Source organism: Longimicrobiaceae bacterium (assembly GCA_035936415.1).
Lineage (GTDB): Bacteria > Gemmatimonadota > Gemmatimonadetes > Longimicrobiales > Longimicrobiaceae > JAFAYN01.
In genome coordinates, this window is the sequence record DASYWD010000419.1 from 21,530 (window position 1) to 46,514 (window position 24,985).

22 protein-coding genes are annotated in these 24,985 nt (G+C 71.8%); 11 read left to right on the forward strand and 11 right to left on the reverse strand.

From position 1 onward, the window contains the following. The first annotated feature begins 99 nt into the window (after positions 1–99). From VGR37_16990 to VGR37_17010, 5 genes are all read left to right on the forward strand, one after another. Complete coding sequence (locus VGR37_16990) at positions 100–888, forward strand: PhzF family phenazine biosynthesis protein (protein HEV2149106.1); 789 nt, start codon at positions 100–102, stop codon at positions 886–888. Continuing rightward, the gene (locus VGR37_16995; GenBank protein HEV2149107.1) at positions 888–1,313 is read left to right on the forward strand and encodes a RidA family protein; all 426 of its coding nucleotides are present in this window, start codon (positions 888–890) and stop codon (positions 1,311–1,313) included. The genes VGR37_16990 and VGR37_16995 overlap by 1 nt, the downstream gene beginning before the upstream one ends. Before the next feature lie 412 nt (positions 1,314–1,725). Continuing rightward, positions 1,726–2,121 (forward strand): hypothetical protein, encoded by a 396-nt coding sequence (locus tag VGR37_17000; protein ID HEV2149108.1) that lies wholly within the window; start codon positions 1,726–1,728, stop codon positions 2,119–2,121. 163 nt (positions 2,122–2,284) lie between these two features. Beyond that, the gene (locus VGR37_17005) at positions 2,285–2,980 is read left to right on the forward strand and encodes an HD domain-containing protein (protein ID HEV2149109.1); all 696 of its coding nucleotides are present in this window, start codon (positions 2,285–2,287) and stop codon (positions 2,978–2,980) included. Between the two features lie 4 nt (positions 2,981–2,984). Further along, a complete protein-coding gene (locus tag VGR37_17010; GenBank protein ID HEV2149110.1) occupies positions 2,985–3,884 on the forward strand; it encodes an MBL fold metallo-hydrolase in 900 nt (299 codons plus the stop codon). A gap of 91 nt (positions 3,885–3,975) precedes the next feature. On the opposite strand, the gene VGR37_17015 is transcribed toward VGR37_17010, so the two are convergent. From VGR37_17015 to VGR37_17025, 3 genes are read right to left on the reverse strand one after another with little or no spacing between them, the layout of a single operon-like run. Further along, a complete protein-coding gene (locus VGR37_17015) occupies positions 3,976–4,236 on the reverse strand; it encodes a hypothetical protein (GenBank protein HEV2149111.1) in 261 nt (86 codons plus the stop codon). Positions 4,237–4,274: 38 nt separating this feature from the next. Further along, positions 4,275–5,447 carry a glycosyltransferase family 4 protein gene (locus VGR37_17020; protein HEV2149112.1) on the reverse strand — a complete coding sequence of 391 codons (1,173 nt, stop codon included), beginning with the start codon at positions 5,445–5,447 and terminating at the stop codon, positions 4,275–4,277. A gap of 41 nt (positions 5,448–5,488) precedes the next feature. Further along, complete coding sequence (locus tag VGR37_17025; protein ID HEV2149113.1) at positions 5,489–7,684, reverse strand: molybdopterin oxidoreductase family protein; 2,196 nt, start codon at positions 7,682–7,684, stop codon at positions 5,489–5,491. 478 nt (positions 7,685–8,162) lie between these two features. Between VGR37_17025 and VGR37_17030 the strand changes: the two genes are divergently transcribed. Then, complete coding sequence (locus VGR37_17030) at positions 8,163–8,567, forward strand: hypothetical protein (protein ID HEV2149114.1); 405 nt, start codon at positions 8,163–8,165, stop codon at positions 8,565–8,567. A 76-nt stretch (positions 8,568–8,643) separates the two neighbouring features. Here the strand turns inward: VGR37_17030 and VGR37_17035 are convergent, their stop codons facing one another. Together VGR37_17035 and VGR37_17040 are read right to left on the reverse strand one after the other, a co-directional pair. Further along, entirely contained in the window at positions 8,644–9,432 is a 789-nt protein-coding gene (locus VGR37_17035; protein ID HEV2149115.1) for a formate/nitrite transporter family protein, read from the reverse strand. Between the two features lie 8 nt (positions 9,433–9,440). After that, the gene (locus tag VGR37_17040) at positions 9,441–10,775 is read right to left on the reverse strand and encodes a DUF2254 domain-containing protein (GenBank protein ID HEV2149116.1); all 1,335 of its coding nucleotides are present in this window, start codon (positions 10,773–10,775) and stop codon (positions 9,441–9,443) included. A gap of 436 nt (positions 10,776–11,211) precedes the next feature. Here VGR37_17040 and VGR37_17045 point away from each other — a divergent pair, with 436 nt between their 5' ends. Next, positions 11,212–11,469: a hypothetical protein gene (locus VGR37_17045; GenBank protein ID HEV2149117.1), complete on the forward strand. Its 258-nt coding sequence runs from the start codon at positions 11,212–11,214 to the stop codon at positions 11,467–11,469. 138 nt (positions 11,470–11,607) lie between these two features. Here the strand turns inward: VGR37_17045 and VGR37_17050 are convergent, their stop codons facing one another. From VGR37_17050 to VGR37_17060, 3 genes are all read right to left on the reverse strand, one after another. Next, on the reverse strand, positions 11,608–12,177 hold the full coding sequence (locus VGR37_17050; protein HEV2149118.1) for a hypothetical protein: 570 nt from the start codon (positions 12,175–12,177) through the stop codon (positions 11,608–11,610). A gap of 107 nt (positions 12,178–12,284) precedes the next feature. Continuing rightward, positions 12,285–13,412 carry an aminotransferase class I/II-fold pyridoxal phosphate-dependent enzyme gene (locus VGR37_17055; GenBank protein ID HEV2149119.1) on the reverse strand — a complete coding sequence of 376 codons (1,128 nt, stop codon included), beginning with the start codon at positions 13,410–13,412 and terminating at the stop codon, positions 12,285–12,287. An 83-nt stretch (positions 13,413–13,495) separates the two neighbouring features. Next, on the reverse strand, positions 13,496–15,304 hold the full coding sequence (locus VGR37_17060; protein ID HEV2149120.1) for a M1 family metallopeptidase: 1,809 nt from the start codon (positions 15,302–15,304) through the stop codon (positions 13,496–13,498). Positions 15,305–15,662: 358 nt separating this feature from the next. Between VGR37_17060 and VGR37_17065 the strand changes: the two genes are divergently transcribed. Both VGR37_17065 and VGR37_17070 read left to right on the forward strand, forming a co-directional pair. Next, positions 15,663–17,366, forward strand: coding sequence for a S8/S53 family peptidase (locus VGR37_17065; protein HEV2149121.1), 1,704 nt, complete (start codon positions 15,663–15,665; stop codon positions 17,364–17,366). A gap of 35 nt (positions 17,367–17,401) precedes the next feature. Beyond that, positions 17,402–17,827 carry a hypothetical protein gene (locus VGR37_17070; GenBank protein ID HEV2149122.1) on the forward strand — a complete coding sequence of 142 codons (426 nt, stop codon included), beginning with the start codon at positions 17,402–17,404 and terminating at the stop codon, positions 17,825–17,827. Between the two features lie 133 nt (positions 17,828–17,960). On the opposite strand, the gene lpdA is transcribed toward VGR37_17070, so the two are convergent. Further along, entirely contained in the window at positions 17,961–19,364 is a 1,404-nt protein-coding gene (gene lpdA / locus VGR37_17075) for a dihydrolipoyl dehydrogenase (protein ID HEV2149123.1), read from the reverse strand. Positions 19,365–19,562: 198 nt separating this feature from the next. On the opposite strand from lpdA, the gene VGR37_17080 reads away from it, so the two are divergent. After that, the gene (locus VGR37_17080; GenBank protein ID HEV2149124.1) at positions 19,563–20,435 is read left to right on the forward strand and encodes a DUF1206 domain-containing protein; all 873 of its coding nucleotides are present in this window, start codon (positions 19,563–19,565) and stop codon (positions 20,433–20,435) included. Between the two features lie 73 nt (positions 20,436–20,508). Here the strand turns inward: VGR37_17080 and VGR37_17085 are convergent, their stop codons facing one another. Together VGR37_17085 and VGR37_17090 are read right to left on the reverse strand one after the other, a co-directional pair. Further along, positions 20,509–21,597, reverse strand: coding sequence for a DUF2156 domain-containing protein (locus VGR37_17085; GenBank protein HEV2149125.1), 1,089 nt, complete (start codon positions 21,595–21,597; stop codon positions 20,509–20,511). Between the two features lie 202 nt (positions 21,598–21,799). Continuing rightward, on the reverse strand, positions 21,800–24,496 hold the full coding sequence (locus VGR37_17090) for a DUF5916 domain-containing protein (GenBank protein ID HEV2149126.1): 2,697 nt from the start codon (positions 24,494–24,496) through the stop codon (positions 21,800–21,802). Positions 24,497–24,789: 293 nt separating this feature from the next. On the opposite strand from VGR37_17090, the gene VGR37_17095 reads away from it, so the two are divergent. Next, positions 24,790–24,985 (forward strand): hypothetical protein (locus VGR37_17095; protein HEV2149127.1); only part of this gene is annotated, 196 nt, incomplete at its 3' end.

A 24,985-nucleotide genomic window follows, 5' to 3' on the forward strand; every position in this document is an offset into this window, starting at 1 on the left:
GCCCCGCCGCGTTGCGGCCCCGCCCCGGGAGACCCTACCTTCTTCCCGCCGCGCCGGGGCCGCCGCTCTCCCGGCGCTCCCCCTCTTCCCACGGGACGCATGGGTCAGACGATCGTACAGGTGGATGCGTTCACCGACCGCCCCTTCGCCGGGAACCCGGCGGCGGTCTGCGTGCTCCCCGCCGCGCGCGACGAGGCGTGGATGCAGGCGGTCGCGCGGGAGATGAACCTTTCCGAGACGGCCTTCCTCCAGCGGCGGGGCGGCGACTGGGAGCTGCGCTGGTTCACGCCGACGGTGGAGGTGGACCTCTGCGGACACGCGACGCTGGCGAGCGCGCACGTGCTCTGGGAGGACGGGTGGCTCGCCGCGGGGGCGGAGGCGCGCTTCCACACCCGCAGCGGGCTGCTGACCGCCCGGCGCGACGGGGAGTGGATCGCCATGGACTTCCCCGCCATGCCGGAAGAGGAGACGGCGCCCTCGCCGGAGCTGGTCCGCGCCTTGGGAGCGACCCCGGCCTACGTGGGGCAGGGCCGGTTCGACTGCCTGGTGGAGCTTGCGTCCGAGGAGGAGGTGCGGGAGCTCCGCCCGGACCTGGGGCTGCTGCGGCAGGTGCCGGCGCGGGGGATCATCGTCACCAGCCGCTCGGAGATGCCGGGGATCGACTTCGTGTCGCGCTTCTTCGCTCCGCGCGTGGGGGTGGACGAGGACCCGGTCACCGGCTCCGCGCACTGCTGCCTGGCGCCGTTCTGGGCCCGGCGCCTGGGGCGGAGCGAGCTGGTGGGGTTCCAGGCGTCGGAGCGCGGCGGCACCGTGCGGGCGCGGACGGACGGCGACCGGGTGCACCTGGGCGGGCAGGCGGTCACCGTCCTGCGCGGGGAGCTGGTTTAATGAGGCCGCCGCGGACGCTCTACGCGGGCGGGGCGCCGTGGGAGCCGGTGGTGGGGTACTCGCGCGCGGTGCGGGTGGGGCCGTTCGTGCACGTGGCGGGGACCACCGCGACCGGGCCGGATGGCGCGGTGGTCGGCCGTGGCGACGCCTACGCGCAGACGGTACAGGCGCTCCGCAACGTGGAGGCGGCGCTCCGGCGGGCCGGGGCGCGGCTGGAAGACGTGGTGCGCACGCGCATGTACGTCACGGACATCGGCCGGTGGGAGGAGGTGGGGCGCGCCCACGGCGAGTTCTTCCGTGACGTCCGCCCCGCCGCAACCATGGTGGAGGTTAGCCGGCTCATCGACCCGGAGATGCTGGTGGAGGTCGAGGCGGAGGCGATCGTCACGGACGAGAGCGGCGCGCTCCCGGCGGAGGACCGCTGAACCGAGAGCAGGAGAGGGCCGGCGGGAAGCTTTGACCTGCAGATGACCGTATCTTTCCGCTACATTGCGCGCACAAGGGGACTGAGAGACCGAGAAATCCTGTATCTTCCAGGAGCGGCTCCGACGGGCGTGGTGCAATGTGTGGTCGGCAGGAGTCGCGGAGAAGCCGCGCGTGGCTCCATTCGTGCAGACAGGGAACTTTTCCGCGCGGTACGCCTACCAGTCGGCTCCGTCGCCATTCGAGCCTTGCCAAAGCCTTTCGCGCACTGTAGCGTGTTAGGTACTGCATCGACGAATCTGAATCGGCTCGACGGCGCCGCGCGAATCCGTGACGGATCGTCTGCGGCCTCGCGGCCCCGGGGAGCCAGCCGTTCTGGAGAGTCAGGATAGAATGGAATCCATGAGCACGGTTTTGAGCGACAAACAGTCCGACCTCCTCCGCGACCTCTCCCGCCGCACGGAGCCCGTTCCCGAAGACCACCTGGATGGCCGCGTCGTCCGCGCGCTGGAGTCGCGCCGGTTCGTGGAGCGGCAGGACGGGCGGGTGGTCCTCACCGATGCGGGGCGCGACCACTTCCAGTCGCACGTCCGCCGCCGCCGACGGGGGCGCACCCTCGCCGCCGAGCAGGACCCGCGCACGGCCCGGGCGGACGCCGTGCGCCGGGCCATCGAGATCCTGGAGCTGGCGATTCCCGGCGAGTACGCCATGCGGGTCGGCGACCTGGACGCGACCGGGGAGGAGCTGCTGGAGGGGCTGCGCCGGTTCGCCGGGCAGATGGCGGGGGGGGATCCGGTGCCGGAGAGCTGAGCCGGCGCGGGACCGAAAAACGAGGCGGGCCCGGACCCATGGTCCGGGCCTGTGTTGTTTTCTCCCTTTCCGCACGTTGCCCCCGGGACGGGTTGGGATAGATTGCGGACGAAGGGCTTCGCGCGGGGCGGAGCCGCGGAGTGCACGCGAACCCGGGCGAGACGTGACCGGAGAGGGAGGCGGGACCGCCGCGCGGCGTGAGGTCCTGGCGAGGACGGAGGCGCACGTGCGGGCGCGCATGGAGGGCGAAGGGTCCGGGCACGACTGGTGGCACGTGCACCGGGTGCGGAACGTGGCGCTCCGGCTGGCGGAGGAGGAGGGGGCGGATCCCTTCGTGGTGGAGCTGGCCGCGCTCCTGCACGACGTGGCCGACCACAAGTTCCACGGCGGCGACGAGACCGCGGGTCCGCGCGCCGCGCGCGAGTGGCTGGAGGGGCTGGGAGTGGACGAGCCCGCCGTGGCGCACGTCTCCGCCATCGTCGCGGAGCTCTCCTTCAGGGGCGCGGGCGTCCCCACGCCCATGAGCACGCGGGAGGGCGAGGTGGTGCAGGACGCGGACCGGCTGGACGCCATCGGGGCCATCGGCGTGGCGCGCACCTTCGCCTTCGGCGGGAGCCGCGGCCGCCCCCTGCACGACCCCGAGGCGGTGCCGGAGGCACACGGGTCGTTCGAGGCGTACAAGGCGAGCCGCGGCCCCACGGTGAACCACTTCCACGAGAAGCTCCTCCTGCTCAGGGACCGCATGAACACCCGCGCCGCGCGCCGCGTGGCGGAGGAGCGCCACCGCTTCATGGAGGCGTTCCTGGAGCGCTTCCACCGCGAGTGGGATGCGGAGGACTTCGGTCCGGAGGAGGCGTAGCCCCATGGAGCTCGTTCGGCTCACCGGCGGGGTCCACTACCTGCGCGGCGCGGTCAACGCCGGCCTGGTGGAGACGGAGTCCGGACTGCTGGCCGTGGACACCGGGATCGACCGGGGCGCCGCGAACCGGATCGTCCGGGCGGCGGAGGAGCTGGGGCGGCCCCTGGTCGCCATCCTCAACACGCACGCCCACGCCGACCACCACGGGGGCAACGCGCAGCTGGTCCGCCGGCTGGGGATCCCGGTGTACGCCCCGGCGGTGGAGGAGGCGGTGATCCGCGAGCCCCGCTACGAGCCGGTCTACCTGTTCGGCGGGGCGGAGCCGGTGGGGGCGCTGGTCAACAAGTTCCTGCAGGCGGAGCCCTCGCCGGTGGACCACGTGGTCCGCCCGGGGGAGACGGTCGTCGTCGACGGCCGCCCCCTGGAGATCGTGGACCTCGCCGGCCACAGCATCGCGCAGGTGGGGGTCCGCGCGGGCGCGGTGCTCTTCGCGGCGGACGCCTTCTTCGGCACGGAGCCGCTGGCGAAGCACGGCATCCCCTTCCTGGTGGACGCCGGGCGCATGCGCCGCTCGCTGGACGTGCTCGCCGCGGAGCGCGAGGCCGAGTGGCTCGTCCCCGGCCACGGGGAGGCGCTGGACGACCCGCGCACCACGCTCGAATCCAACGCGGCCGCGCTGGACGCGGGCTTCGCCTGGCTGGCGGACCGCCTCCGGCTGGGCCCCGCCTCCACGGAGGATCTGCTGCCGCTCTTCGGGGAGCGCTTCGGCCTGCGCCTCACCGACCCTTCGTCATGGGTGCTGAACCGCACCGCGCTCCTGGGCTTCCTCTCGTCCATGGAGCGCGCGGGGGAGCTGGCTGTGGTGCTGGAGGAGGGGCGCTGGCTCTGGGCCGGGCGGGCGTAGAGCGGGATGGAACAGGGGCCACACCACGGCGCCCCCACCGGGATCTCCCGGTGGGGGCGCACTTTCGCACTTCGCACTCCCGCACTGCCGTTCACCGGGGCTCGGAGAGCTTGCGGTCGAACTCCTTCTGCTCCGTGAGCGCGTGCATCTCGCCCCGCACGCCGTTCAGCTCCTGCTCCAGGAGGGTGACGCGGCGCTCCAGGATGCGCACCTCCTCGGTGGAGCGGCGCATCTCGGCGATGCGGATGACCGACTCCAGCAGCGGCTTCAGCGCGAGGCGGGCGGTGATGCCGGCGATGGGGACGAGCACGATCAGGCCGCCGACCAGGATTGCGATGATGTCCTCGTCCATCGGGACCTCTCGGGTGGGGGGTAGAGGTGGTGCCGCACTCAGCGGGCGGCGCGGCGCGCGGGGACGGCCCCGGCTCCGCTCCCGCCGCGCAGGATGCGCAGGTACTCGTCGGCCACCGCGGCCCAGGAGAAGGTCCCGGCCACGTGGCGGGCGGCGGTCGCGGACGCGCGGGCGAGGGCGCCCCGGTCGGCGTGGTAGCGGAGGATCGTCCGGACGAAGGCGTCGGCGTCACGGCTGGGGACCAGGTGTCCGCCGTGCCCCTCGCGCACCACGTCGCGGATCCCCTCCAGGTCGGCGGCGACCACGGGAAGGCCGCAGAGGCCGGCCTCCAGCATCACCACCCCGAACCCCTCGATGTCGCCCGCGACGGGGACGTTGGGCATCACGAACAGGTCGGCGCCGCGGTACAGCTTCCCCAGGACGTCCTCCGACAGCTGGCCGAGCATCCGCACCCGTCCGCCCAGCCCGCGCCGCTCCACTTCCGCGCGGACGGCGGGGGTCATGGGGCCCTCGCCGCCCAGCAGGTACACCACGTCGTCCGGGAGGCGCGGCATCACCTCGGCCACGAACCAGTGGAAGCCCTTCCGCTCCTGGTGGCGCCCCACGCTGGCGAGGAGGAGCGCGTCAGCCGGGAGGTCCTCTGCGCCGACCGAGCGCAGCAGCTCCGCGCGGGCGGCGGCGCGGTCGCGCGGCGGGCCGAAGGCGGCGGTGTCGATCCCGCAGGGGACCACGTGCACCCGGTCCGGCGCCGCGCCGCGGGCCAGGCACTCGCGCGCGGTGGCCCGGCTGATGGGGAAGACCAGGTCCAGCGAGCGCATCACCCGCGGCACGAGCCACTGGTACGGGGCGACCGGGAGCGTCACGTCGCGCCCCACCGGGATGGCGGCCAGGCGCGCGCCCGCCGCGGACACCCGCCGGCGCAGGGGGAGCGCCAGCGTGGCCGTCACCAGGGAAGAGAAGAGCACCACGTCGATCCCCTCCCGCTCCACGGTCCGGGGGATCCCGCGCAGCAGCCCCGCCATGAAGGGGGGCATCCGCCAGGTGGTGTCCTTCCACGCGGTTTCCAGCACCAGCCGGTGCAGCTCGACGTCCGGCCTCGCGGCGAGCGCGTCGTGCAGGCCGGTCGCCACGCGCTGCATCCCCCCCACGTTGGAGAGCGGGTCGCCGGGGAGGGGGAACGAGTGCGAGACGTAGAGCAGGCGCAAGGGCACGGCGGTCCGGCGTGGAGGCGGTGCGGCGCGAAGCCGTTGGTTCAGCGCAATATGGCCGGTTCGCCGCCGTCCTGCCAGTCGGAGTGCGCCACCTCCACCTCCACCGCGCTCTTCGCGCGCTGCGCGTGCTCGGGACCCCGCACCGCCTCCACCTCCACCGCGTTGTCGTAGAACACGGCGCCGCCGCCCAGGTCGGTCTCCCGCTGCGAGGTGGTGTCGTTCACCGTCCTCCCGTCCTCCGAGAGCCTGGCCCAGCGGACGCCGTACGACACCGCCACGCCGGTCCGCACGTCTTCGGTGACGGTCGCGCGGGCGGTGAAGGCGCCCCGGTCGTTCCAGGTGCGCACCCGGTCGCCGTCGCGGATCCCCCGCACCCCTGCCTCGTCCGGGTGGAGGAGGAGCTTCGCCTCGCCCGCGGCCTTCGCCAGCGCGGGGACGTTGGCGAAGGTGGAGTTCATGAACCCGTGCTCCGGCGGGGAAAGCAGCGTGAGCGGGAAGCGCCGCGCCAGGCGGGGGTTCGCCCGCGCGTCCTCCGCGGGGGGGAGGTACGTGGGGAGCGGGTCCAGCCCCAGGCGCTCCAGCTCCGGCGCCACCACCTGGATCTTCCCCGACGGGGTGTTGAAGCGCTCCGGGTCCGCGTACGGGGCGAAGGGGCGCGGCACCTCCAGGCGGGCGTACCCCTCCTCCAGCAGCCGCTCCAGGGTGATCCCCCGCATCCGCGGGTCGGAGGTGTCGAGCGCCTGGCGGATGAGCTCCAGGTCGTCGTCGCGGAGCTCCGGCTCGTCGTAGCCCATGCGCGCGGCCAGCCGCCGGAAGACCTCGGAGTTGGGGAGGCTCTCGCCCACGGGCGGGATGGAGGGGCGGTTCAGGGTGACGTAGAGGTGCCCGTACGAGGTGTGCACGTCCCAGTGCTCCAGCTGGGTCGTGGCGGGGAGGATCCAGTCGGCGAAGTCGGCGGTGTCGGTGCGGAAGTGCTCCAGCACCACCGTGAACAGGTCCTCGCGGAGGAGCCCTGCGCGCACCTTCCCCAGGTCGGGCGCGACGGCGGCGGGGTTGGAGTTGTAGACCACCAGCGCGCGCACCGGCGGGCCGCCCACCCCGGCGTCGGGGAGGGTGAGCGCGTCGCCCAGGCGCACCATGTTGACCGTGCGGGTCCCGGGCGGGATCCAGTCCGGCCGCTGCAGCGCGGCGCCGTTCACGCGGAAGGCGCCGGAGGTGGAGAGCGTCGCGCCCCCGCCCACGTCGCGCCAGGCGCCGGTCACCGCCGGGAGGAGCGAGACGGCGCGCACCGCCATCCCGCCCCCCGCGTGGCGCTGCATCCCGTAGTTGAGCCGGATGAACGACGGCCGGACGGTGGCGTACTCGCGCGCCAGCGCTTCCACCTGCTCCGGGCCGAGCCCGGTCGTCTCCGCCGTGCGCTCCGGCGGCCACTCCGCCAGCGCGCGCTCGCGCAGCGCCTCGCACCCAACCGTGTGCCGCTCCAGGTACTCCCGGTCCTCCAGGGCGTCGCGGAAGAGGACGTGCATCATCCCCAGCGCCAGCGCCGCGTCGGTCCCGGGGCGGATGGGGAGGTGCAGGTCGCACTGCGCGGCGGTGCGGGTGCGGATGGGGTCGATCGCCACCAGCCGCGCGCCCCGGTCCCGGGCGCGGCGGAGCGCCGGCCACAGGTGCGGGTTGGAGGTCAGCGTGTTGGTGCCCCAGAGGAGCACCAGCCGCGCGTGCTCCGCCTCCTCCGGCGAGGGGCCCATGCCGTCGCCGTAGGTGTGGCGCCACCCCTCGGTCCCCGCTGCCGAGCAGATGGTGCGCGCCAGCAGGCTCGCCCCCAGCCGGTGGAAGAAGCGCCGGTCCATGCTCCCCCCCTGCACCAGCCCCATCGTCCCCGCGAACGAGTAGGGGAGGATGGCCTGCGGCCCGTCCGCGGAGTCGCGGACCGCCGCCAGCCGCCGGGCGACGTCGTCCAGGGCCTCGTCCCAGGTCGCCGGCTCGAAGCGCCCGGTGCCCTTCGGCCCCACCCGGCGGAGCGGCGTGGTGAGCCGGTCCGCGTGGTAGGTGCGCTCCACGTAGCGGTTCACCTTCGTGCACAGGAAGCCCTGCGTCACCGGGTGCTCCGGGTCGCCCTGCACGCGCACGGCGCGGCCGTCGCGCACGTGCACGAGCATGGCGCAGGTGTCCGGGCAGTCGTGCGGGCAGGCGCCGCGCACGACGCCGTCGCGGATCAGGGGGAGCGGTGCGGCCATGGGGTCCGGCAGCGGGTGGACGGGAGCGGCCCCCGAAAGCTAACGCGCCCGGCCGGGCGCGGACCAGCGGGGGAGGGGAGAAAATCGGCCGTCAACTTCGCACGGGATCGAAGGCGCGCCATCTCCTTCGGCGGCGCGGGGTCCGGGCGCGCATCTGCCGCGTCCACTTTCTGTTACGCGCGCAGGGAGTGAACGGAAGGGTTGTTTTCGGTTTTTGTTCGGTTTACATTCGGTGCAGGACGCAGTGGCCTCAACCGACACCGAGCAGGGACGGCAGGTATGCGCAGCGAAACATCGCGGTACCGAAAGGGACAGGAAAGGGCGAGCGCCTTCGCCGGGTACGGAGTCTCCGCGGGGAGGCGGATCCCATCCGTCCTTGTGGAGTCCCGGGGCGGGGGGTACATTCCCTGTCCTCGCGCGGAAAGTGTACGTAGTGCACGGACCGGCGCCCCCCTCCGCTCGCGGGCGGGAGGCGGCCATGTATAGCCGCAAGACGGTGCCCATCGCCCGCGTCCGCGAGACGGTGGCGCGGTGGGCGGAGCAGACCTCGCTCCGGCAGGCGGCGCGCGAGACCGGAATGAGTCCCACCGGGCTGCGGAAGGTGCTCGACGGAACCCGGCTGCACGCATCCACCGAGCGCAAACTGGTGAGCTGGTACATGCGCCATGTCGCGCAGCAGGGCGGGTGGGGCGCGGTGGACCCGGAAACGGCGTCCGCGGCGCTGGAGCTGCTCACCGCGGGGCTCCCCCCGGGGCAGCGGCGGGCCGTGGTGGAGGCCTTCCTCGCCATGGCCGAGGACGGGTACCGGGGGGCCGGCCTCCCGGTGCCGGACTGGATCGAGAAGCTCCGCACCGGCAACGGCGAGGGCGAACCGCAGGGGTGAGCCGCCCCGCGATCCCCACCCAGGCCCCTCCCCGCGTGCTCGCGGAGGGGCCGTTTCTTCGGGCGGTCGCCGGGGCTCAGCCGCGGGATTCGCGCGCGCCCTTTGCCTGCGCGATGTGGGTGAGCGTGACCAGCCCGAGCCCCCCGACGAGGTTCCCGGCCGTGACGACGGCCCCGATCACCGCGAGGGTCCCCCAGCCGACGTGCGCGCCGAAGAAGATCCCGAAGAAGAGGTGCAGCAGCGTCACCACGGTGTGGGCGAAGGGCCCGATCGCGAGCAGGAACCCGCCGAGGTAGGCCACGGCCATGCGGCTGCCGACGCTATTGACCGCGTCGGTGAGGTAGGACATCAGCGTCACGAGCGCGCCGCCCGCGACGGCCGACACGAAGCCCGCCCACGCTCCCTGCCTCGCGATCTCCTCCGCCATCCGGCTCAGCACGTCCCCTGCCTCCGGCCTCAGCACGCCCTCCACCGAGAGGATCAGCGCCAGGACGACTCCGCCGACGAGGTTGAGGACGTAGGTGAGCGCCCATAGCCTGCCGAGCTTCGCCAGGTCCCCGGTCCTCTTCCGCTGGACGACCGCCGCCACCGGGTCGAAGAAGTTCTCGCTGAACAGCTCCGCCCTGCCGACGAACAGGAACACGAAGCCGATCGCGAAGGCGAGTGCCCCCCCGATCTCGGCGAGAGGGCGGGACGCGGGCTCCAGGATGCCGCGGACGAGGCCGAGCGCGACGATCCCGAAGACGATCGTGGAGCCCGCGATGAACCCGGTCGCGGTCAGCTCCAACAGCGGCTGGTCGAGGCGCCGCTCGCCCTCCCCGACGGCGCGCTGGAAGATCTCGGACGGGTTGGGAGCGACTGCCATGGTGAGGATCAGGTCAGGGTTCCGGTGCCGACGTCGAATCCGACCCGACGCGAGAGGCTCTCCGCCTTCTGCTCGACGGCTTCGCGATCGCGTGGATTCTCGATCTCCTGCCGCGCCGTGTACAGGACGGCCTGCGCCTGGGACACGAGCGGCTGCCTGCGCTCGGCAGGCACCAGCGTCACGAGCTCAGAGAGCACCTCCAGCAGGTGCTCCGCGACCAGCGGGATGGACGCGCCGAAGTGGCGGATGTCGTCGTAGGCGACCTTGACCGCGGCGTCGAACGTAGTGTAGCTGGCGACGAAGCGGACCACCCCGTCCCGCGTCCGCCGGGGCTCCGGCGGATTGCGGGTGCCGAACTCGGCCAGGATCTCGGAGAGCCGGTCGATGCAGCGGATCGCGGTGGTCGGATCGTTGACCGAGGGAGAGAGCGACTTGATCGCGATGTCCGAGATCTGGATCATCCCGAACTCCACGTCCTGCTCCGGCGTGCGCTCGGGTCCGAGGACGAACGCCTTCCGGATCGCCTGCTCCAGCTCCTCGCCGAGCCGCCCCTCCGTCCACACCGAAGCGAGCGGCCGGCCCTGGAGGACGTACTCTCCGATCTTGGGCTCCATCCCGATCACGACCTGCTTCTTCTCCCCGAGCTCGAAGAGGCTGTCCTGGTCCACCACCTGGAGGTAGCCCGCCTGGCGGGCGCACACCCGGACGGAGTCGTGCTCCGGCTTCCGGGGGTCGGGCGGCGGAGCCTCGTCGGCGCGCCCGATGTGCTCGGGGAAGAGCTGGTGCACGTTCCCCATCGTCTCCCTCGAGATGCGGTCCAGGATCGCGGTGACGTGGATCTCCCGTGCCACGTGGTTGATGAAGTAGATCAGCGCGGCGACGCTGACGAGGAGGAGCGCGACCGCGACGGTGACGGCCAGGCGTGGGACGAACGGCTCGGCGTCGGCGTCGGACGAGCGGACGGTGCGCAGCACCAGGACCGCGTAGGTGAAGGTGCCGATGAAGATGCCGAGCACCACCTGGTTGCCGCGGTCGGAGGTGAAGTTCCGGAGCACGCGAGGCGTGTACTGGCTGCTGGCGAGCTGGACGGCCACGATCACCACCGAGAAGACCACGCCCGTGACGGTGATCAGGCTTCCGGTGATCACGTTGAGGACGGCGCGCGCGCCCTCGGCTCCGCCCTGGTACAGCCATCCCGGCTCCTCGCCCGACCAGAGCCGCCCCTGCCGCTCCAGCGCCATCAGCGCCGCCGCCAGGGCGGCCGCCACGAGCGTGAACACACCGGGAAGGAACCAGAGGCTGTCGCGTACGGCGGACCAGAGATTCTTGAACCAGGCTCTCATCGGTCTCCTCGAGGTCGGTGCGGCGTCCGGGTCGGGCACCCGGACTGCCGATCTCGCCGAGGCCGGTACACTCCGCCCCACGTGTACGGCTCGTGCGCGGGCACGCTGTCGCACGACGGATACCACCGGGGTACGGTAGCAGCCTCGGGCTGTGATCCGATCTCCTCGGGACCATGGAGGTTTGGGCCACCTGTTGCGCCACTTCTCGCACCTGCAGCAGCAACGGAGGGGGTACCGGATCGATCCGGTACCCCCTCCGATCTTCCCTTGGCACCTGCGGCCTTCGAGCGCTCACCGTATGGCGATCTGCCGGATCATGCCGTGCGCGAGGTGCGGCTGCACTCCGCGCAGCGAAGCGCCTCTTCGTCGTCCCGGCTCTCGCCTGGCGCGCTCCCTGCATGGCACTGAGCCCGGCTCATTTTGCGCGGGGGAGCGTATGCAGCACGACCGGATGCGGGAGCTGATGGCGCGGATCGCCCGGAATCACCAGCGCGCCATCGGGCTCATCGAAGATGCACGGAGCGCCGTCATGGCCGCGGGGGAGGCGCTCGGCGCTGCCGGGTGGGGCGCAGGGCGCTACCCCCCCGGAGCACTCGCGGACCTGCGAGAGGTCGCCCAGCATACGCGGGCGGTGGTGGAGGAGCGGCAAGAGCTGCTCGTCCAGCTGGACGCGCTCAGTCGGCCGGCTTCGTGACGGGTACGACAGGAGCGCCCCGACCGGACCAGACCCGGATCGGGGCGTTTTCGTCGAGCACGCACTTCGGTGGGGAGACGAGGCATCCCGGACCGCGAACTCCAGGATGCCTCGTCTCGTCTCCACCCCCGGAGAGGGTCAGCGTCCGGCGATGGGGACGTTGAAGCCCGCCACGAGGCGGAAAGGGAAGGCATCGTCGATCCGGGTCCAGCGCGCCTCCGCGAAGGGGCGGAGGGTGGTCCGCCGGATCCGCCCGCTCTCCAGCCCCACGAGCAGGTTGACGCCCAGCTCGGTGCCACCCTCGTCGTCCAGTTCGAAGGGGACGGTGTCGCGGCTCGTCAGCGCCACGCCGAAGCCGCCGTACAGGCCGGCCAGGGCGGCGGGGCGGACCACCAGGTCACCATTGATCTGCCAGTCCGTCCGGTCGCCGCCGAAGAACACGTCGGCGCTGGGGACCACCAGCAGCTCGGGGAACACCGGAACGCGGAGCTGCGCGCCGGCGCTCCCCACCTCCCCCTCGAAGTCGTACCCGCCGCGCACCCCGAACTGCGGGACCGGGCGGGACGATTCCTCCCGGACCATCACCACCCAGTTCCGGGAGCGGTCCCGGCACTCGGTGCGGCCGTGGCGGGAGCGGCACTGCTGCGCATCCAGCTCGGCCACCCCCAGGGCCGCCAGCGCGGCGACGCAGACCAGAACTCGTCTCATGGCATCCTCCTCCTCGGGTCCGGGTGCGCGCGGCGCCTCCGCGCGGCTCCCCGGGGAGTTGGACACCCCCCGGCGCCGAATGGTTCGCGGGGAGAGGGGTTGCGTGCTCACTCCGGCCCGAAGCGGCGGACCAGGAAGCGGTCGAACCGCTCCAGCGCCGCGGGGAGGTCCGTGCGCCCGTAGCCGATGCGGAAGTGGCTCCCGGGATAGTCCATCAGGGTGCCGGGGAGCACCAGCACCCCCTCCTCGGCGCGCAGGTCCTCCGCGAGGGTCTCCACGTCCTCGTCGCCGACGAAGCGCGGGAAGGCGGTGCTCCCGGCGCGGGGACGAACCCACTCCAGCACGCCCTCCCACCGGCGGAAGAAGGGGTCCAGGAGCGCCAGGTTGTCGCGGACGATGCGGCGGCTCCGCTCCAGCACGGCGCCGCGGGCGCGCAGCGCCATGAGCGCCAGCAGCTCCGCGGGCGCCGAGCAGCAGATGGAGGTGTAGTCCTTGTACGAGGCCGCACGCCGCAGCAGCTCCGCGTCGTGCGAGACCAGCCAGCCGATGCGCAGCCCCGCCAGCGCGAAGGACTTGGACATGACCCCCAGGCTGAACGCCCGCTCGTAGCTCTCCACCGCGGGTGGGAGGCGGTCGGCGGGGTCGTGCTCCAGGAAGCGGTACACCTCGTCCGAGAAGAGGAGCACCCCGGCCTCGCGCGCGAGGTCCACCAGGCGCCCCCAGTCGTCGCGCGAGGGTAGAGAGCCGGTGGGGTTGTGCGGGAAGTTGACCACGATGGCGCGGGTGGCGGGGCCGAGCGTCGCCCGCAGCAGGTCGAAGTCCAGCGCCCAGCCGTTCTCCGGGTCCAGCGGGAGGAGGTCCACCTCCGCGCCGGTGCTCCTCGCCACCTCGTAGAGCGACTGGTATCCCGGCCAGGTGACCACCACCCGGTCGCCGGGGCCGAGCGCGGTTCGCATCCAGACGTAGATCGCCTCCTCCGCCCCCGCGAACACCAGGACCTCCTCGGGGGCCACGCCCTCGTAGAGCCCGGCGATCTCGCTGCGGAGCAGGGGGTGCCCCGCCGCCTCGGTGTATCCCAGCCGGAGGCCCTCCCACAGCTCCCGCGTATCCGGGTCGGCCAGGGCCAGCAGCTCGGACATCGGCAGCGCCTCCACGTCCGAGGTGCAGAGCAGGTGCGGCGCGTCGAACTCCCAGCGCGCGAAGTAGCGCTCCAGCTTGAAGTCGGGGATCGACATCGGGGGCTCCCGGTGGGTTTCGGGCTACGCGCGCACGGCGAGCCGTGCACGCCCGTGGATCTGCCGCATGGCCCTCGCCCCCCCTACCGCACCGGCGCCCGGTCGTTGGTCCGGTCCAGGTCCAGGAGCACCTGGCGCGGATCCAGCACCGCCTCGCGCGGCCGGGTGCGGGTCACCACCTCCACCGTCTGGCTCCGCTCGCGCGACTCCAGGGTGCGGCTCACGTCGCCCACGCGGAGCTCCACCGGCATCCAGGCGTTCCCCAGCCGCACCACCTCCACCCGGGTGGTCCACTGCCCGTCCGGGCGGCGCGTGGCGGCCGCGCGGCGGATCCCGTAGTCCAGCGTGTCCGTGGTGTGGAGCCACTGCTGGAAGAACCAGTCGAGGTCGCGCCCGCTCACCTCCTCGGCGACGCCGCGGAAGGCCGCCTCGTCCACGTGCTGCAGCCTGTACCGGTCATGGTAGGCGCGCAGGACCCGGCGGAAGGTGTCCTCGCCCAGCAGCTCCCGGAGCATGCGGAAGACCAGCGACGTCTTGGAGTAGGTCATCGCGCTGTAGGTGGCCGGGTCGCGGAACGCCTCCCCCGGCAGGGCGATGGGCTGCGTCTGGCCGCGCCGCTCCAGCTCCGAGACGCTCCGCATGCCCGCGTCCCAGACGTCCGGCCGCCCGTTCCGCTCCCAGTACCAGTTGGTCACGAAGTCGGTGAAGCCCTCGTCCAGCCACCCCGCGCGCCGCTCGTCGTTGGCCAGGATCCCGTGCAGCCACTGGTGGGCGACCTCGTGTACGATGAGTCCCTCGGAGGGGGTGGCGTTCATGATCAGCATGGGGAACTCGGTCCCCCCGCGCCGCTCCACGCGGCTCAGCACGGTAAGCTGCGGCCACGCGTACGGCCCGAAGAGCTCCTGCAGCCAGCTCACCGCGCCGTAGGTGCGGCGCGCGACGGTCCCGCTCCACCCGGTGTCGGCCGGCTGGTACAGGACGTGGATGCTGGGGAGCGGCGTGCTCTGCCCCGCCTCGTCCAGCGACGTGCGGATCACGCCGTCGTAGAGGAAGTCGGGCGACGCGCTCCAGGCGAAGTGGTGCACGTCCTCCGCGCGCCAGCGGACGCGCTTGCGCCCCTCTGCCGGCTCGCCGGCCAGGAGGCCGAGGGCCTCCGCGGGGCGCGCGGGGTAGGCGTCGCGGCGGAGCGCCTCGGGCGGCGGGAGCTCCCCGTTCAGGCGCCACCCCGGGTCGCCCTCCACCGGGACGCCGGTTGAGCCGATCACCTGGTCCCGCGCCACGTCCAGCGTCACGTCGTACGAGCCGAACTCGCCGAAGAACTCGCCCTGCGGGAGGAGCGGCTGCTGCTTCCACCCCTCGCGGTCGAACACGGCGATGCGGGGGTACCAGTGCGCGAAGTCGTGGTGCCGTCCCCGGCGCCCCTGCCGCCGCGGCGTGGTGGAGAGCCGCGCGTCCCAGTCCATCCGCACCGTGACCGTGCCTCCCGGCGCGAGCGGCGCAGGGAGCGGCACCGCCACCACCGTGGAGTCCGGCGCGCCGGGGTACACCGGGGTGACCGCGCGCCCGTCCACCTCCACCCTCCGCAGCCGCTCGAAGGCGTGGTCGTTCGGACCCAGGTCCTGGAAGCGCCGGACCCCGAACTCCAGCTCCCGGCGCGCCCAGGCGCTGTTGGGGCGGAAGGCGTTCAGGTACTGCTGGAAGTAGAGGGTGTCGAGCGTGCTCGGCGAGTTGTTGGTGTAGCGGAGGCGCCCCCGCCCGGTGAGCACGTTCGTGGTCTCGTCCAGCCGCGCCTCCACGCGGTAGTCCACCCCCTGCTGGAAGCGGGCGGTGTCCTGGGCCGCGACGGCCTGCGACGGCGCGATTGCGAAGAGAGCGAACAGCGCAGCGATCATGGAACCTCCGGTTCGGGTGTGTTCCCGCCAACATGGGGAGCCGCTCGATGGGCGGCAAGCGCCGGGCCGTGGGGTGGGGCGCGCACCCTCTTCCAGGCCAACCGCATCGGCGCCAACTACACCATGCTCGGCAACGCCTGCTTCGTGCTGGGGGCGGAGCCACGGCGCGAGGCGGACCTCTTCTGGGCGGAGCACCCGGAGCCGGACGCGGGGGTAGCGGTGAAGCAGGACGACCGGTGGAAACCCATCTCGCACAGCGATTCTCCGAACGTTCGGGGATTGACACGACCGGCGGTCTGCCACATAGTTACCGCCTTCACTCGCAAGATTCCCCTCCCGCTCTCACCTCTGAGGTATCATGCTGTCCCGAACAACACAGGCTGTCTGTGCGCTGCCGATCGTAATTCTGGCCGCCTGCGCAGATGGGCCCGGAGCAAAAGATCCGGTATCCGTAGACTGGGTCTCCCCCACCTCTTCTATGTCTGCCGGAGAGGTTCCGTCCCGAAAGTCGGATCCGAAATACACCTTCGTCCACATGTCCGATGACAGCCTGTGGACCCTTGTTGCGCAGGGCGACGGCACAGCGGTGGTCGGTCTGAAAGCGCCAGGTGCGAACCGGGGCGAGTTCCAGGGGCGTGTACTCCTCACCCGTAGTGAGCGGCGGCAGGGCGTTCAGGCGCTACTCGCGCTACCCGGTGTAACCGTGGAACAGGAGCATGGCGAGCTGCCGATCATCCGGGTCAAGGTGACCGACGCGGCGTCGTTCTCACTGCTCCGAGCCCTCCCCTTCGTGGATTATGCCGAGCCTGCCAGGCTGCGCAGCGGCGTTTCTTACTCTACAGGGGGCTGGGGGTGTTCGTACACCCTGGCCTCGGGTCGTACCATGTACTACCCGGGTGGCGACGTGGTGCCCGTCACCTACGGTATGATGGGAATCACGAACGCGTGGCGCAGGAGCAGTGGCAGTGGTAAAACGGTGGGCCTGACGGATACGGGGATCTACTTCAGCAGCGAGCAGATGGTGCGCAACGTCAGGGCGGGCCAGAGCGGAAGCCGCCGAGTGACGTACACCAACAGCACGAATTATCAAGACCCCTACATCGGCGACGATGGCTGCTCGCATGGAACTCGTATGGCGGGTGTGATCACGGCGCCGAAGGACGACAGCGGGCCCGTCGGCGTTGCATGGGGAGCCAACTTCGTCGGTGTGCGCCACAACGACGACGTGGGGGTGTTCGACACGTACTATGCGGGTCAGGCGATTCGGATTGCGGCGGAGAACGGGAGCGACATCATCGCCATGGCATGGGGGTCGCCTGACTACTGGTTCAACAGCATAGAAGCCGAGATCAAGCACTGGTACTACAACCACGACAAGCTCTTCATCGGTGCAGCCGGAACTGATACCGGTTGCGCCAATGCCATCTGGCGCCACAACGCATTCTTTCCGGCCGAGATGGGGGAAGTCATGGCGGTGACTGCGATCGACGACAACGGGAAGGTGTCCTGCGATTCGCACTATGGGCCCTCGGTCGAGCTGGTTTCCTACATCAACCAGCCCACCACCGGAAGGTACAGCGACGTCGTGAGCATCCGCGCCAGCTCCAATGCGACTGCAGTAATCGCGGGAGCGGCGGCGCTGGTGTGGTCGTACTACGGGGGCACGCGCCAGGGTGTCGTCCAGCGCTTGAAGCAGACTGCAAGAAATCCGTGGGGAACGTACGGGATCGGCTCGGGTGTGATCGACGTCGCGCGGGCCATGGGCATTCTTCACCACGCCAGACTGCCCGACTACGGCATGGCGACCGGCGATGAGCCGGTTGAGATCACGGTTCAGGTGAGCCACAGCGGGGGAACAGGTCCGTTCCGCTACTACTGGAGCAACGGCAGCGTGACGTCCGTGCCCTACACGACGTACAGGTACCATCCCGTCAGGGACGTTGCGCATTACTCAATCCATGTGACGGTAGAGGATACGTACGACGGAGCAACCCTGGGTGCCAATGGAACTGTGACGTTGTGGCCGTCGGACCCGTCTGGCTGTCCGTCATGTGCCCAGTAGGCCCGGGAAAATCCTGAGGTTGAAGGAAGACGCAGGTGAAGATGCTGAAGTACGCCGTCGTATCGCTGCTCGCCGGGTTGGTGACCTGCTCCGCGCCGTTGGTCGCGCAGCAAGCTCCAACTCTGGAGCGGGCGCAGGAATCTCTGCTGTCGCGCAGATCTCCGCTTTCGGCCGAGTTGCTGAAGGCCGATTCCTCTCGGACTGGCGAGTGGCTGTCCGTGGCGGCCGACTCCCGGTATTCGCTGGACGTCGCTCCCAGCGAGGGGGTGCCGCGTTGGCTGCGTGGAGTGGTGTATGGGGCGGGGATCGGAGCGGTGGTCGGCGGAGCGACCGGCGTGCTGATCTCCTACGCGGATGGTGCGGCGGGGGCGGGGGATGGATACGTGCCGGAGTGGTTCGCGAACCTCGTCACCTTCGGTGTCGTCGGAACGGTGGTCGGCGGGCTGATCGGGGGCTCGTAGCTACGCTGCTTCAGCCCTGAGGCGGCAGGATGCCCGGGCCCTGCCGCCTGCGGCATCTATAGTGAAGGCCGGCTCTGGAACCCGTCCAGAGCCGGCCTCGCACTATCACGGTCGTCCCGTCGTCCCTTCGAGCTCAGACGTGCAGCGCGTGCCCCAGCGCCGCCAGCGCCGCCTCCGCCACCGCCTCCGAGAGGGTGGGGTGCGGGTGCATCGCCCGGTCCATCTCCTCCACCGTGGTCTCCAGGTGGCGCCCCACCACGAACTCCGCGATCAGCTCCGTGGCGTGCGGGCCGACGATGTGCGCCCCCACCACCTCCGAGTACTTCTTCTCGCGGATCACCTTCACGAAGCCGTCCGTGTCGCCGGAGGTGAGGGCGCGCCCGTTGGCGGTCCAGGGAAAGACGCCCACCTCGATCTCCAGCCCCTTCTCCCGCGCCTGCTCCTCCGTGAGCCCCACCGAGGCCACCTCGGGGTGGCAGTAGGTGCAGTTGGGGATGTTGCCGTAGTCGATCCCGGCGTGCGGGTCGCCGTGGATGGCCTCCACGCAGGCCACGCCCTCGTGCGAGCCCTTGTGCGCCAGGAGCGGCGGCCCCGCCACGTCGCCGATGGCGTAGACCCCGTCCACGTTCGTGCGCATCTGCCGGTCCACCTGGATGAAGCCGCGGTCGGTGAGCTTCACCCCCGCCTTCTCCAGCCCGACGTCCTCGGTGTTCGGCGCGCGGCCGATGGCGGAGAGCACCCGCTCGGCCTGGATCGTCTTCGTCTCGCCCTTGGCGGTCTTCACCGTGAGCTTCACGCCCTGCTTGCCGACCTCGGCCTTTTCCAGCCGGGCGCCGGTGTAGACCTCCATCCCCCGCTTGCGGTAGCTCTTCTCCACCACGGCGGAGCAGTCCCGGTCCTCCAGCGGGAGGACCCGGTCCAGCGCCTCGATGATGGTGACCTTTGTCCCGAAGGCGGCGTACACGTCCGCGAACTCCATCCCGATGGCGCCGGCGCCGACCACGGCGAGCGTCTTCGGGGCCTCCTGCGCCATCATGGCGTCCGTGGAGTCCCACACCCGATCGTGGTCGATCTTCAGGAAGGGGAGGTCGCGCGGGCGCGAGCCGGTGGCGAGGATGACGTGCTTCGCCGTCAGCGTCTGCTTCCCTCCGTCCTGGGCCGTGACCTCCACCTTCCCCGCGCCGGCCAGGCGCCCGCGGCCGGGGACGTGGGTGACCTTGTTCTTCTTGAAGAGGAAGCCGATCCCCTTCACCAGCCGCTCGGAGACCTGGCGGGAGCGCTTCACCGCCTGCGCCATGTTCGTCCTGATCACCCCCACCTCCACGCCGAACTCCTTCGCGTGGCCCAGGTGGGTGATCATGGCGGCGCTCTCCAGCAGCGCCTTGGTGGGGATGCAGCCGATGTTGAGGCAGACGCCGCCGAGGAACTGCTCCTCCACGCACGCCGTCTTGTATCCGAGCTGCGCGGCCTTGATCGCGGCGACGTAGCCCCCCGGACCCGCGCCGACGACCACCACGTCGAAGTTCGTATCCGCCAATCTTCACCTCGGGTTGCGGATTGCCATGCGAGCGGGGGAGACCGGCTCCCCCGGCGTTCGCGACCGAATGCGGCACAAAGTACGGGACGCGTGGCGGGGGGGCAACGCTCCACCGGCCCGCCGCGTCACGGAAGTTGCTACAGGCGCGGAGCAGGCGGCTCAACTGTGGGGAACGGATCCACTGCGGAGGGAGGCGAAATGGCGAACATCGAAGTGGAGCGGGCCATCTTCGGGCGGTCGCGGACGGCCGCCGGGGAGGCCGCGCCCTGGATCGAGCGGCTGGCGCGCTTCGGCTATGCGGCGAAAGGGGTGGTGTACGCCGTGGTCGGGGGGATCGCGTTCGACGCGGCGATCGGGGCGGGGCGGGCCACCGGCTCGCGGGGTGCGCTGGAGAGCATGCTGGGGCAGCCCCTGGGACGCGTGATGCTGGGGCTGGTGGCGGTGGGGCTCGCAGGGTACGTGGTCTGGAAGGCGGTGCAGGCGATCATGGACCCGGAGCACCTGGGGACGGACGCCAAGGGGTGGTTCAAGCGCGCCGCCTTCGCGCTCACGGCGGTGATCTACGCCGGGCTCGCGCTCGCGGCGGCCCGGCTGGCGCTGTCCGGGAGCTCGGGCGGGGGGGGCGCCGGGGCGGAGGGCGACGGGAGCGGCCCGGACCGCTGGGTCACGATGGTCATGGACAAGCCGCTGGGGCGCTGGGCGATCGCCGCGGTGGGGGTGGGGATCATCGCCTACGGGATCTACAACCTGTACAAGGGCTACGCCGCCAAGCTGAGCGAGGAGCTGGACCTGTCCGACCTGGAGCCGGAAAACCGGCGGAGGGTGATCTGGACCGGGCGCTTCGGCATGGCGGCGCGCGGCGTGGTGTTCGGCATCGTGGGCTGGTTCCTCATCATGGCGGCGCTGCACTACGAGCCCACCGAGGCCATGGGGCTGGGCGGCGCGCTCCGCACCCTGGAGAACCAGCCGTACGGCCCCTGGCTCCTGGGCGCCGTGGCGCTGGGGCTGGTGGCCTACGGGCTCTTCTACCTGGTCAAGGCGCGCTACCGCCGCATCGACGCGCACACCTGACCCTGCGTTCGGCGGGGTGCACGCGCCGGGACCTCCCGACGCGTGCACCGCACTCCCGCACTTTCGCACTCCCTCACCCCCACCGCTCCACCGCCCACCGCGCCTCCTGCGTCGCCGCCCTGGCGAGCGCCCGCCCCACCATCGCCACCGGCGGGCCGGCGCTGAACGCCGCCGCGATGGCGTACAGGATCCGCGGGGAGAAGCGCGGCTCGTTTGCGATGGCGTAGATGGGCTCCCACCGCTGCGGGTCCAGCTTGGCCTTGAAGGCGTCGAGCCCCTCGAAGTTGTAGAAGCGGCGGCCGTGCGCGCGCACCCACCCCAGGAGAAGGCGAAGCCAGGGGGGAGTGCGGTGCGTGGGGCGGGGGCCGTGCCGGGAGAGCGGGGCGAGGCCCAGGGTGACGTAGCGGGCGCCGTCCGCCGCCAGGGCGTGCATGGCGGCGTCGATCATCCGCTCCGTGGTGCCGTTGGGCGCGCCCTGGCCGCGGACGAACTGCTCCACCAGCCAGCCTCGCCGCACCGGCACCGGCGAGGCCACCAGGAAGCCGACCGGCTCCCCCGCCCGCTCCGCCACGAACACCCGCCGGTCCCAGAGGCTTTCCAGCGTTTCCGACTCCACCAGGAAGTGCAGCGGCGGGAGGCCGCGCGTGGCGAGCCACTCCTCCAGCAGGCGGTGCAGTACGGGGCTCCCCGTGGCCCGCGCCGCGGCCCACTCGCGCACCTCGACGCCCTTGTTGCGCGCCCGGCTGACCTGCGCGCGGAGCGACGCGTGCCCAGCGATGATCCCCGGCCAGGCCGCCGGGTCCCACACCGGCTGCGCCCCCAGCCGCACCAGCGAGTGGGTGGGCGAATCCCCGAAGATCGTCTCCAGGCGCGCCCCCGCCCCGAAGTAGCACACCCGCTCCCCGGCGCGCTCCGCCTCCCTCTCCAGCTCGGCCGCTACGCCCGGCAGCCGTCCCCCGGCGCACACGGGCGCCCCCGCCACCACGCGAACGCCGTCCCTCCGCACGTACCCCGCGACCGCGTCCCCCGCCGCGGAGAACCAGAGGCGGATCCCCGGGTTGAGGATCTGGTACGCGGCGGCGTTCCACCCGTGCTCCATCACCAGCGCCCGCGCGCGGGCCAGGTCGGCGGGGAGCGGGGCCGGAAGTGCGGTGACGGTCATCGGGGAGGAGTGCGAAGTACGAAACGGCGGGACGCACGCAGAGGAAGCAGAGGAAACGGAGGAGTGCTCTCGCTTTTCCTCTGCTTCCTCTGCTTCCTCTGCGTGAGCCCATGCTGTTGAAACGCCGACCTCACCCGAACCGCAAGAAAAGGCCCCTCCCCCGGATCGGAGGAGGGGCCTGTGCCGGCGGCCGGGCGGGCGGCTACAGGTTCAGCCAGTAGCTGAACTTCACCATCAGCACGTTGGTGGACGGGACCGAGTAGTCGTTGTCCAGCCCCATCAGCCGTCCGAAGTCGCGGCCGAAGCCGAAGGAGCCGTCCTGCAGGTAGTCCGTGCGGCCCTGGCTCCACACCACGAAGAGCGTGGATCCCGGGCGGTACTCCCAGCGGACCACCGCGTTGGAGCGCAGCTGCTTGAAGTTGAAGTCGGGCTTCGAGAAGGCGTAGTCCGGCTTCTCGCCGCCGGTCCGGTTCACCTCGAAGACGCCCTTCTCCTCGTTGAACCGGATCTCATCCGCACCCAGGACGTGGAAGCGGTCGCGGAAGCGCGACGCCCGCGGATCCTGCACCTCCATGAAGCGCTCGTACGTCCCGGCGCTGACGAAGGGCTGCGCGTAGAGCTCCAGCGAGAGCGTGGGGCTGATGGTGTAGTTCAGCCGGGTGGACAGGCTCACGGTGGTCTGGTCCATCTGCGAAAGGACGTACCGCCGGTCTTCCGCCGGGCCTCGCTGCGCCACGTACTGCCAGGTGCTGTGGTTCCGGTTGAACGACGGACCCACGGACACGTTGAGCTGCGACGAGGGACGGTAGGAGACGCTCGGCCCGACCCCGTAGTCCCACCCGCCCCCGTCGTTCTCGTAGCCGCTCCAGAAGCTCACGCTCCCGCGGACCGGCTTGCGGCTGTCCGAGTTCACCCAGACGTTGAAGCGCTGTCCGCCGGGGCGCACGATGGCGGGGCCGCCGCGGAGCGAGCCGTTGCTCAGCGCATCGAAGCGCCGTCCCGTCCACCACCCGCCGCCCCAGAAGTTCTTGAGCTGGAAGTTGGCCCAGTGGCCTAGCTGCGTGTAGATGCGCTCGCCGCCCGTGGTCCACATGGAGAAGGGGTTCAGCCCCAGGCTCCAGTTCCGGAAGATCCCCTGCGGCTCGAACTGCTCGTAGCGCCAGCTGGCGAATGCCTGCACCTGGTCCGCCTCGCCCATGAAGCCCAGGTCGTTGAGCTCCAGCCCCGGGGTGCGCAGGTGCCCGCCGAAGCCCCCGCGCAGCTTGCTCCCGCCGTTCTTCCCGACCCAGACGCTCGCGACCGCGCCGGTGAGGGAGGTCCGGGTGGGGTCCACCTCCAGGTGGTCCGCGTCGGGGCGCTGGAAGTAGTGGGCGGAGGACTGCTGTACGCGGAGGATGGACTCCTCGCTGCCGCGGATGTGGCTGCCGGCCAGGTAGCCGTTGGCCTCCCAGGTGTTGCTGGCGAAGCGGTGCCGGCCCCGGACTCCCGCGGAGTAGGCGGAGGAGCGCAGGAAGGCGAACTCGTCCCGGCCGTCGAGGTTCCGGTTCGTGGCCGTCGCCATCATCCCGATGGCGCTGCCGCCCCGGCGGAAGTCGCGCGAAAGGCTCCCCACCAGGTAGTTCGTGAGCGGCTCCACCGCCTCGGCGGTGGTCGCGCCCCCCCGGGCGGCCAGGCGGGCGCTCTCCTCGCCGGTGACCGCGTCCAGCAGCCCCAGCGTCCACCCCCCGGCGGTCTTCCCGGTCACCTTGGCCGCGCCCAGGATGGTGGTGGCGTCCGGCGCCACCAGCCAGCCGTCGCCCGGGTTCACGCGGCGCTGCGGGACCCGGCCGATGCGGCGCGAGTAGAAGAGCGCCTCGCCGGAGTTGTCGTCCGTGCCCACGCCGAAGGAGAAGATGTTGGACCCCTCCATGAAGAAGGGGCGCTTCTCGGAGAAGTAGCTCTCGTAGGCGGAGAGGTTGAACTGCGCGGGATCGGCCTCCACCTGCCCGAAGTCCGGGTTCAGCGTGGCCGAGAGCGTCAGGTTGGAGGTGAGGCCGTAGCGCACGTCCACCCCCGCGTTCACGCCCGGATCGTTGCGGCTGTAGAAGGGGTTGGCCGCGTCGCCGGGGGCGCGGGTGACGCTGGCGACGCTGTAGGGGAGCACCTCCAGCCGCCGCACCGTGCGGATGCCGCGCAGGCCGTGCAGCTCGCCGGCCTGCGACACCATCCCGGCGACGCTGGGGAGCACCGGCGACCACCAGGCCCACTCGCCGCGCCTCGCGATCTCGCGGGCGAAGTTCACCCCCCACACCCGCTCGCCGTCCGCGCTCCCGCTGTAGCGGAGCTGCGAGAGCGGGATGCGGAACTCCGCCGTCCACCCCAGCGAGTCCACGCGCGTCCCCACCTCCCACACCGCATCCCAGTTGACGTCCTCCGACGTGTCGTCGTAGTGCAGCACGTCCTTCTTCACCCCCCGCGGGTTCACGGAGAAGCGGAAGCCGGTGCGCCGGTCGTTGTAGGAGTCGATCAGCACGTGCGCCCAGTCGGAGTACACCCCGCTGGCGTCCCGGCGGGCGAGCTGTGCGGCCACCGAGTCCGGGGCGGAGTCGTACATCCGCATGGCGACGTACACCGCGTCGTCGCCGTACACCACCCGCGCCTCGGTGCGCTCGGTGGCGGCCTTGCCCGGGGCGGGGCGCATCTGCACGAAGCCGGTGGCGGGCTCGGCGGCGGCCCAGGCCTCGTCGTCCAGCCGCCCGTCGATCACCGGCGACGCCCCGGCCAGGCGGACCCCCGTGACGGCGCGGACGCCGGCGGGCCCGGGCTCGGCGCGCTCCGCGGAGTCGGCGGCCTGCTGCGCCAGGGCGGGGCAGGGGAGGGCGAGGAGTGCGGCGAAGGCCGCGATACGGCGGGGGGACATGGCGACCACCTCTGGAAAAGGGGCGTTGGGGCGGATGGTGCTCCGGGTGCGGATCCCCGCCCCGGCCACCTCGACTTGGATGGCGCGAGTGCGGAAAAGGTTGGATCGCCCGGCGGCGCGGCTGCGTACCTGCACAAGTACGGGCCCTGCGGCCGGAGGTTTCAAGGGGCCGGGGGCGAACCGCGCGAAACGCGGTACGGATGCTCCCCGCGCTGGTGTGGATCTGCGGGGGCGGCTATCGTGTAGTGAAACGGTACACTCGCCGCCGTCCACCCGGTCCCGCGCCGCCGCTCTTGAGCATCCTGCACGTGGTCGCCCGCTCGGATTCGTTCTCCACCCTCTGGCCGGAGCTGGCCGCGGAGGGCGGCGCCGAGGTGCGCGTGGTCGCCGCGGCGGAGGACGCCGGCCCGGCGCCGGACGCGCTGGCGGTGGTGCTCTGCGTGGCCGGGGTGGAGGAGGAGGGCGAGCCGGCGCTGCGCGACCTGGCTG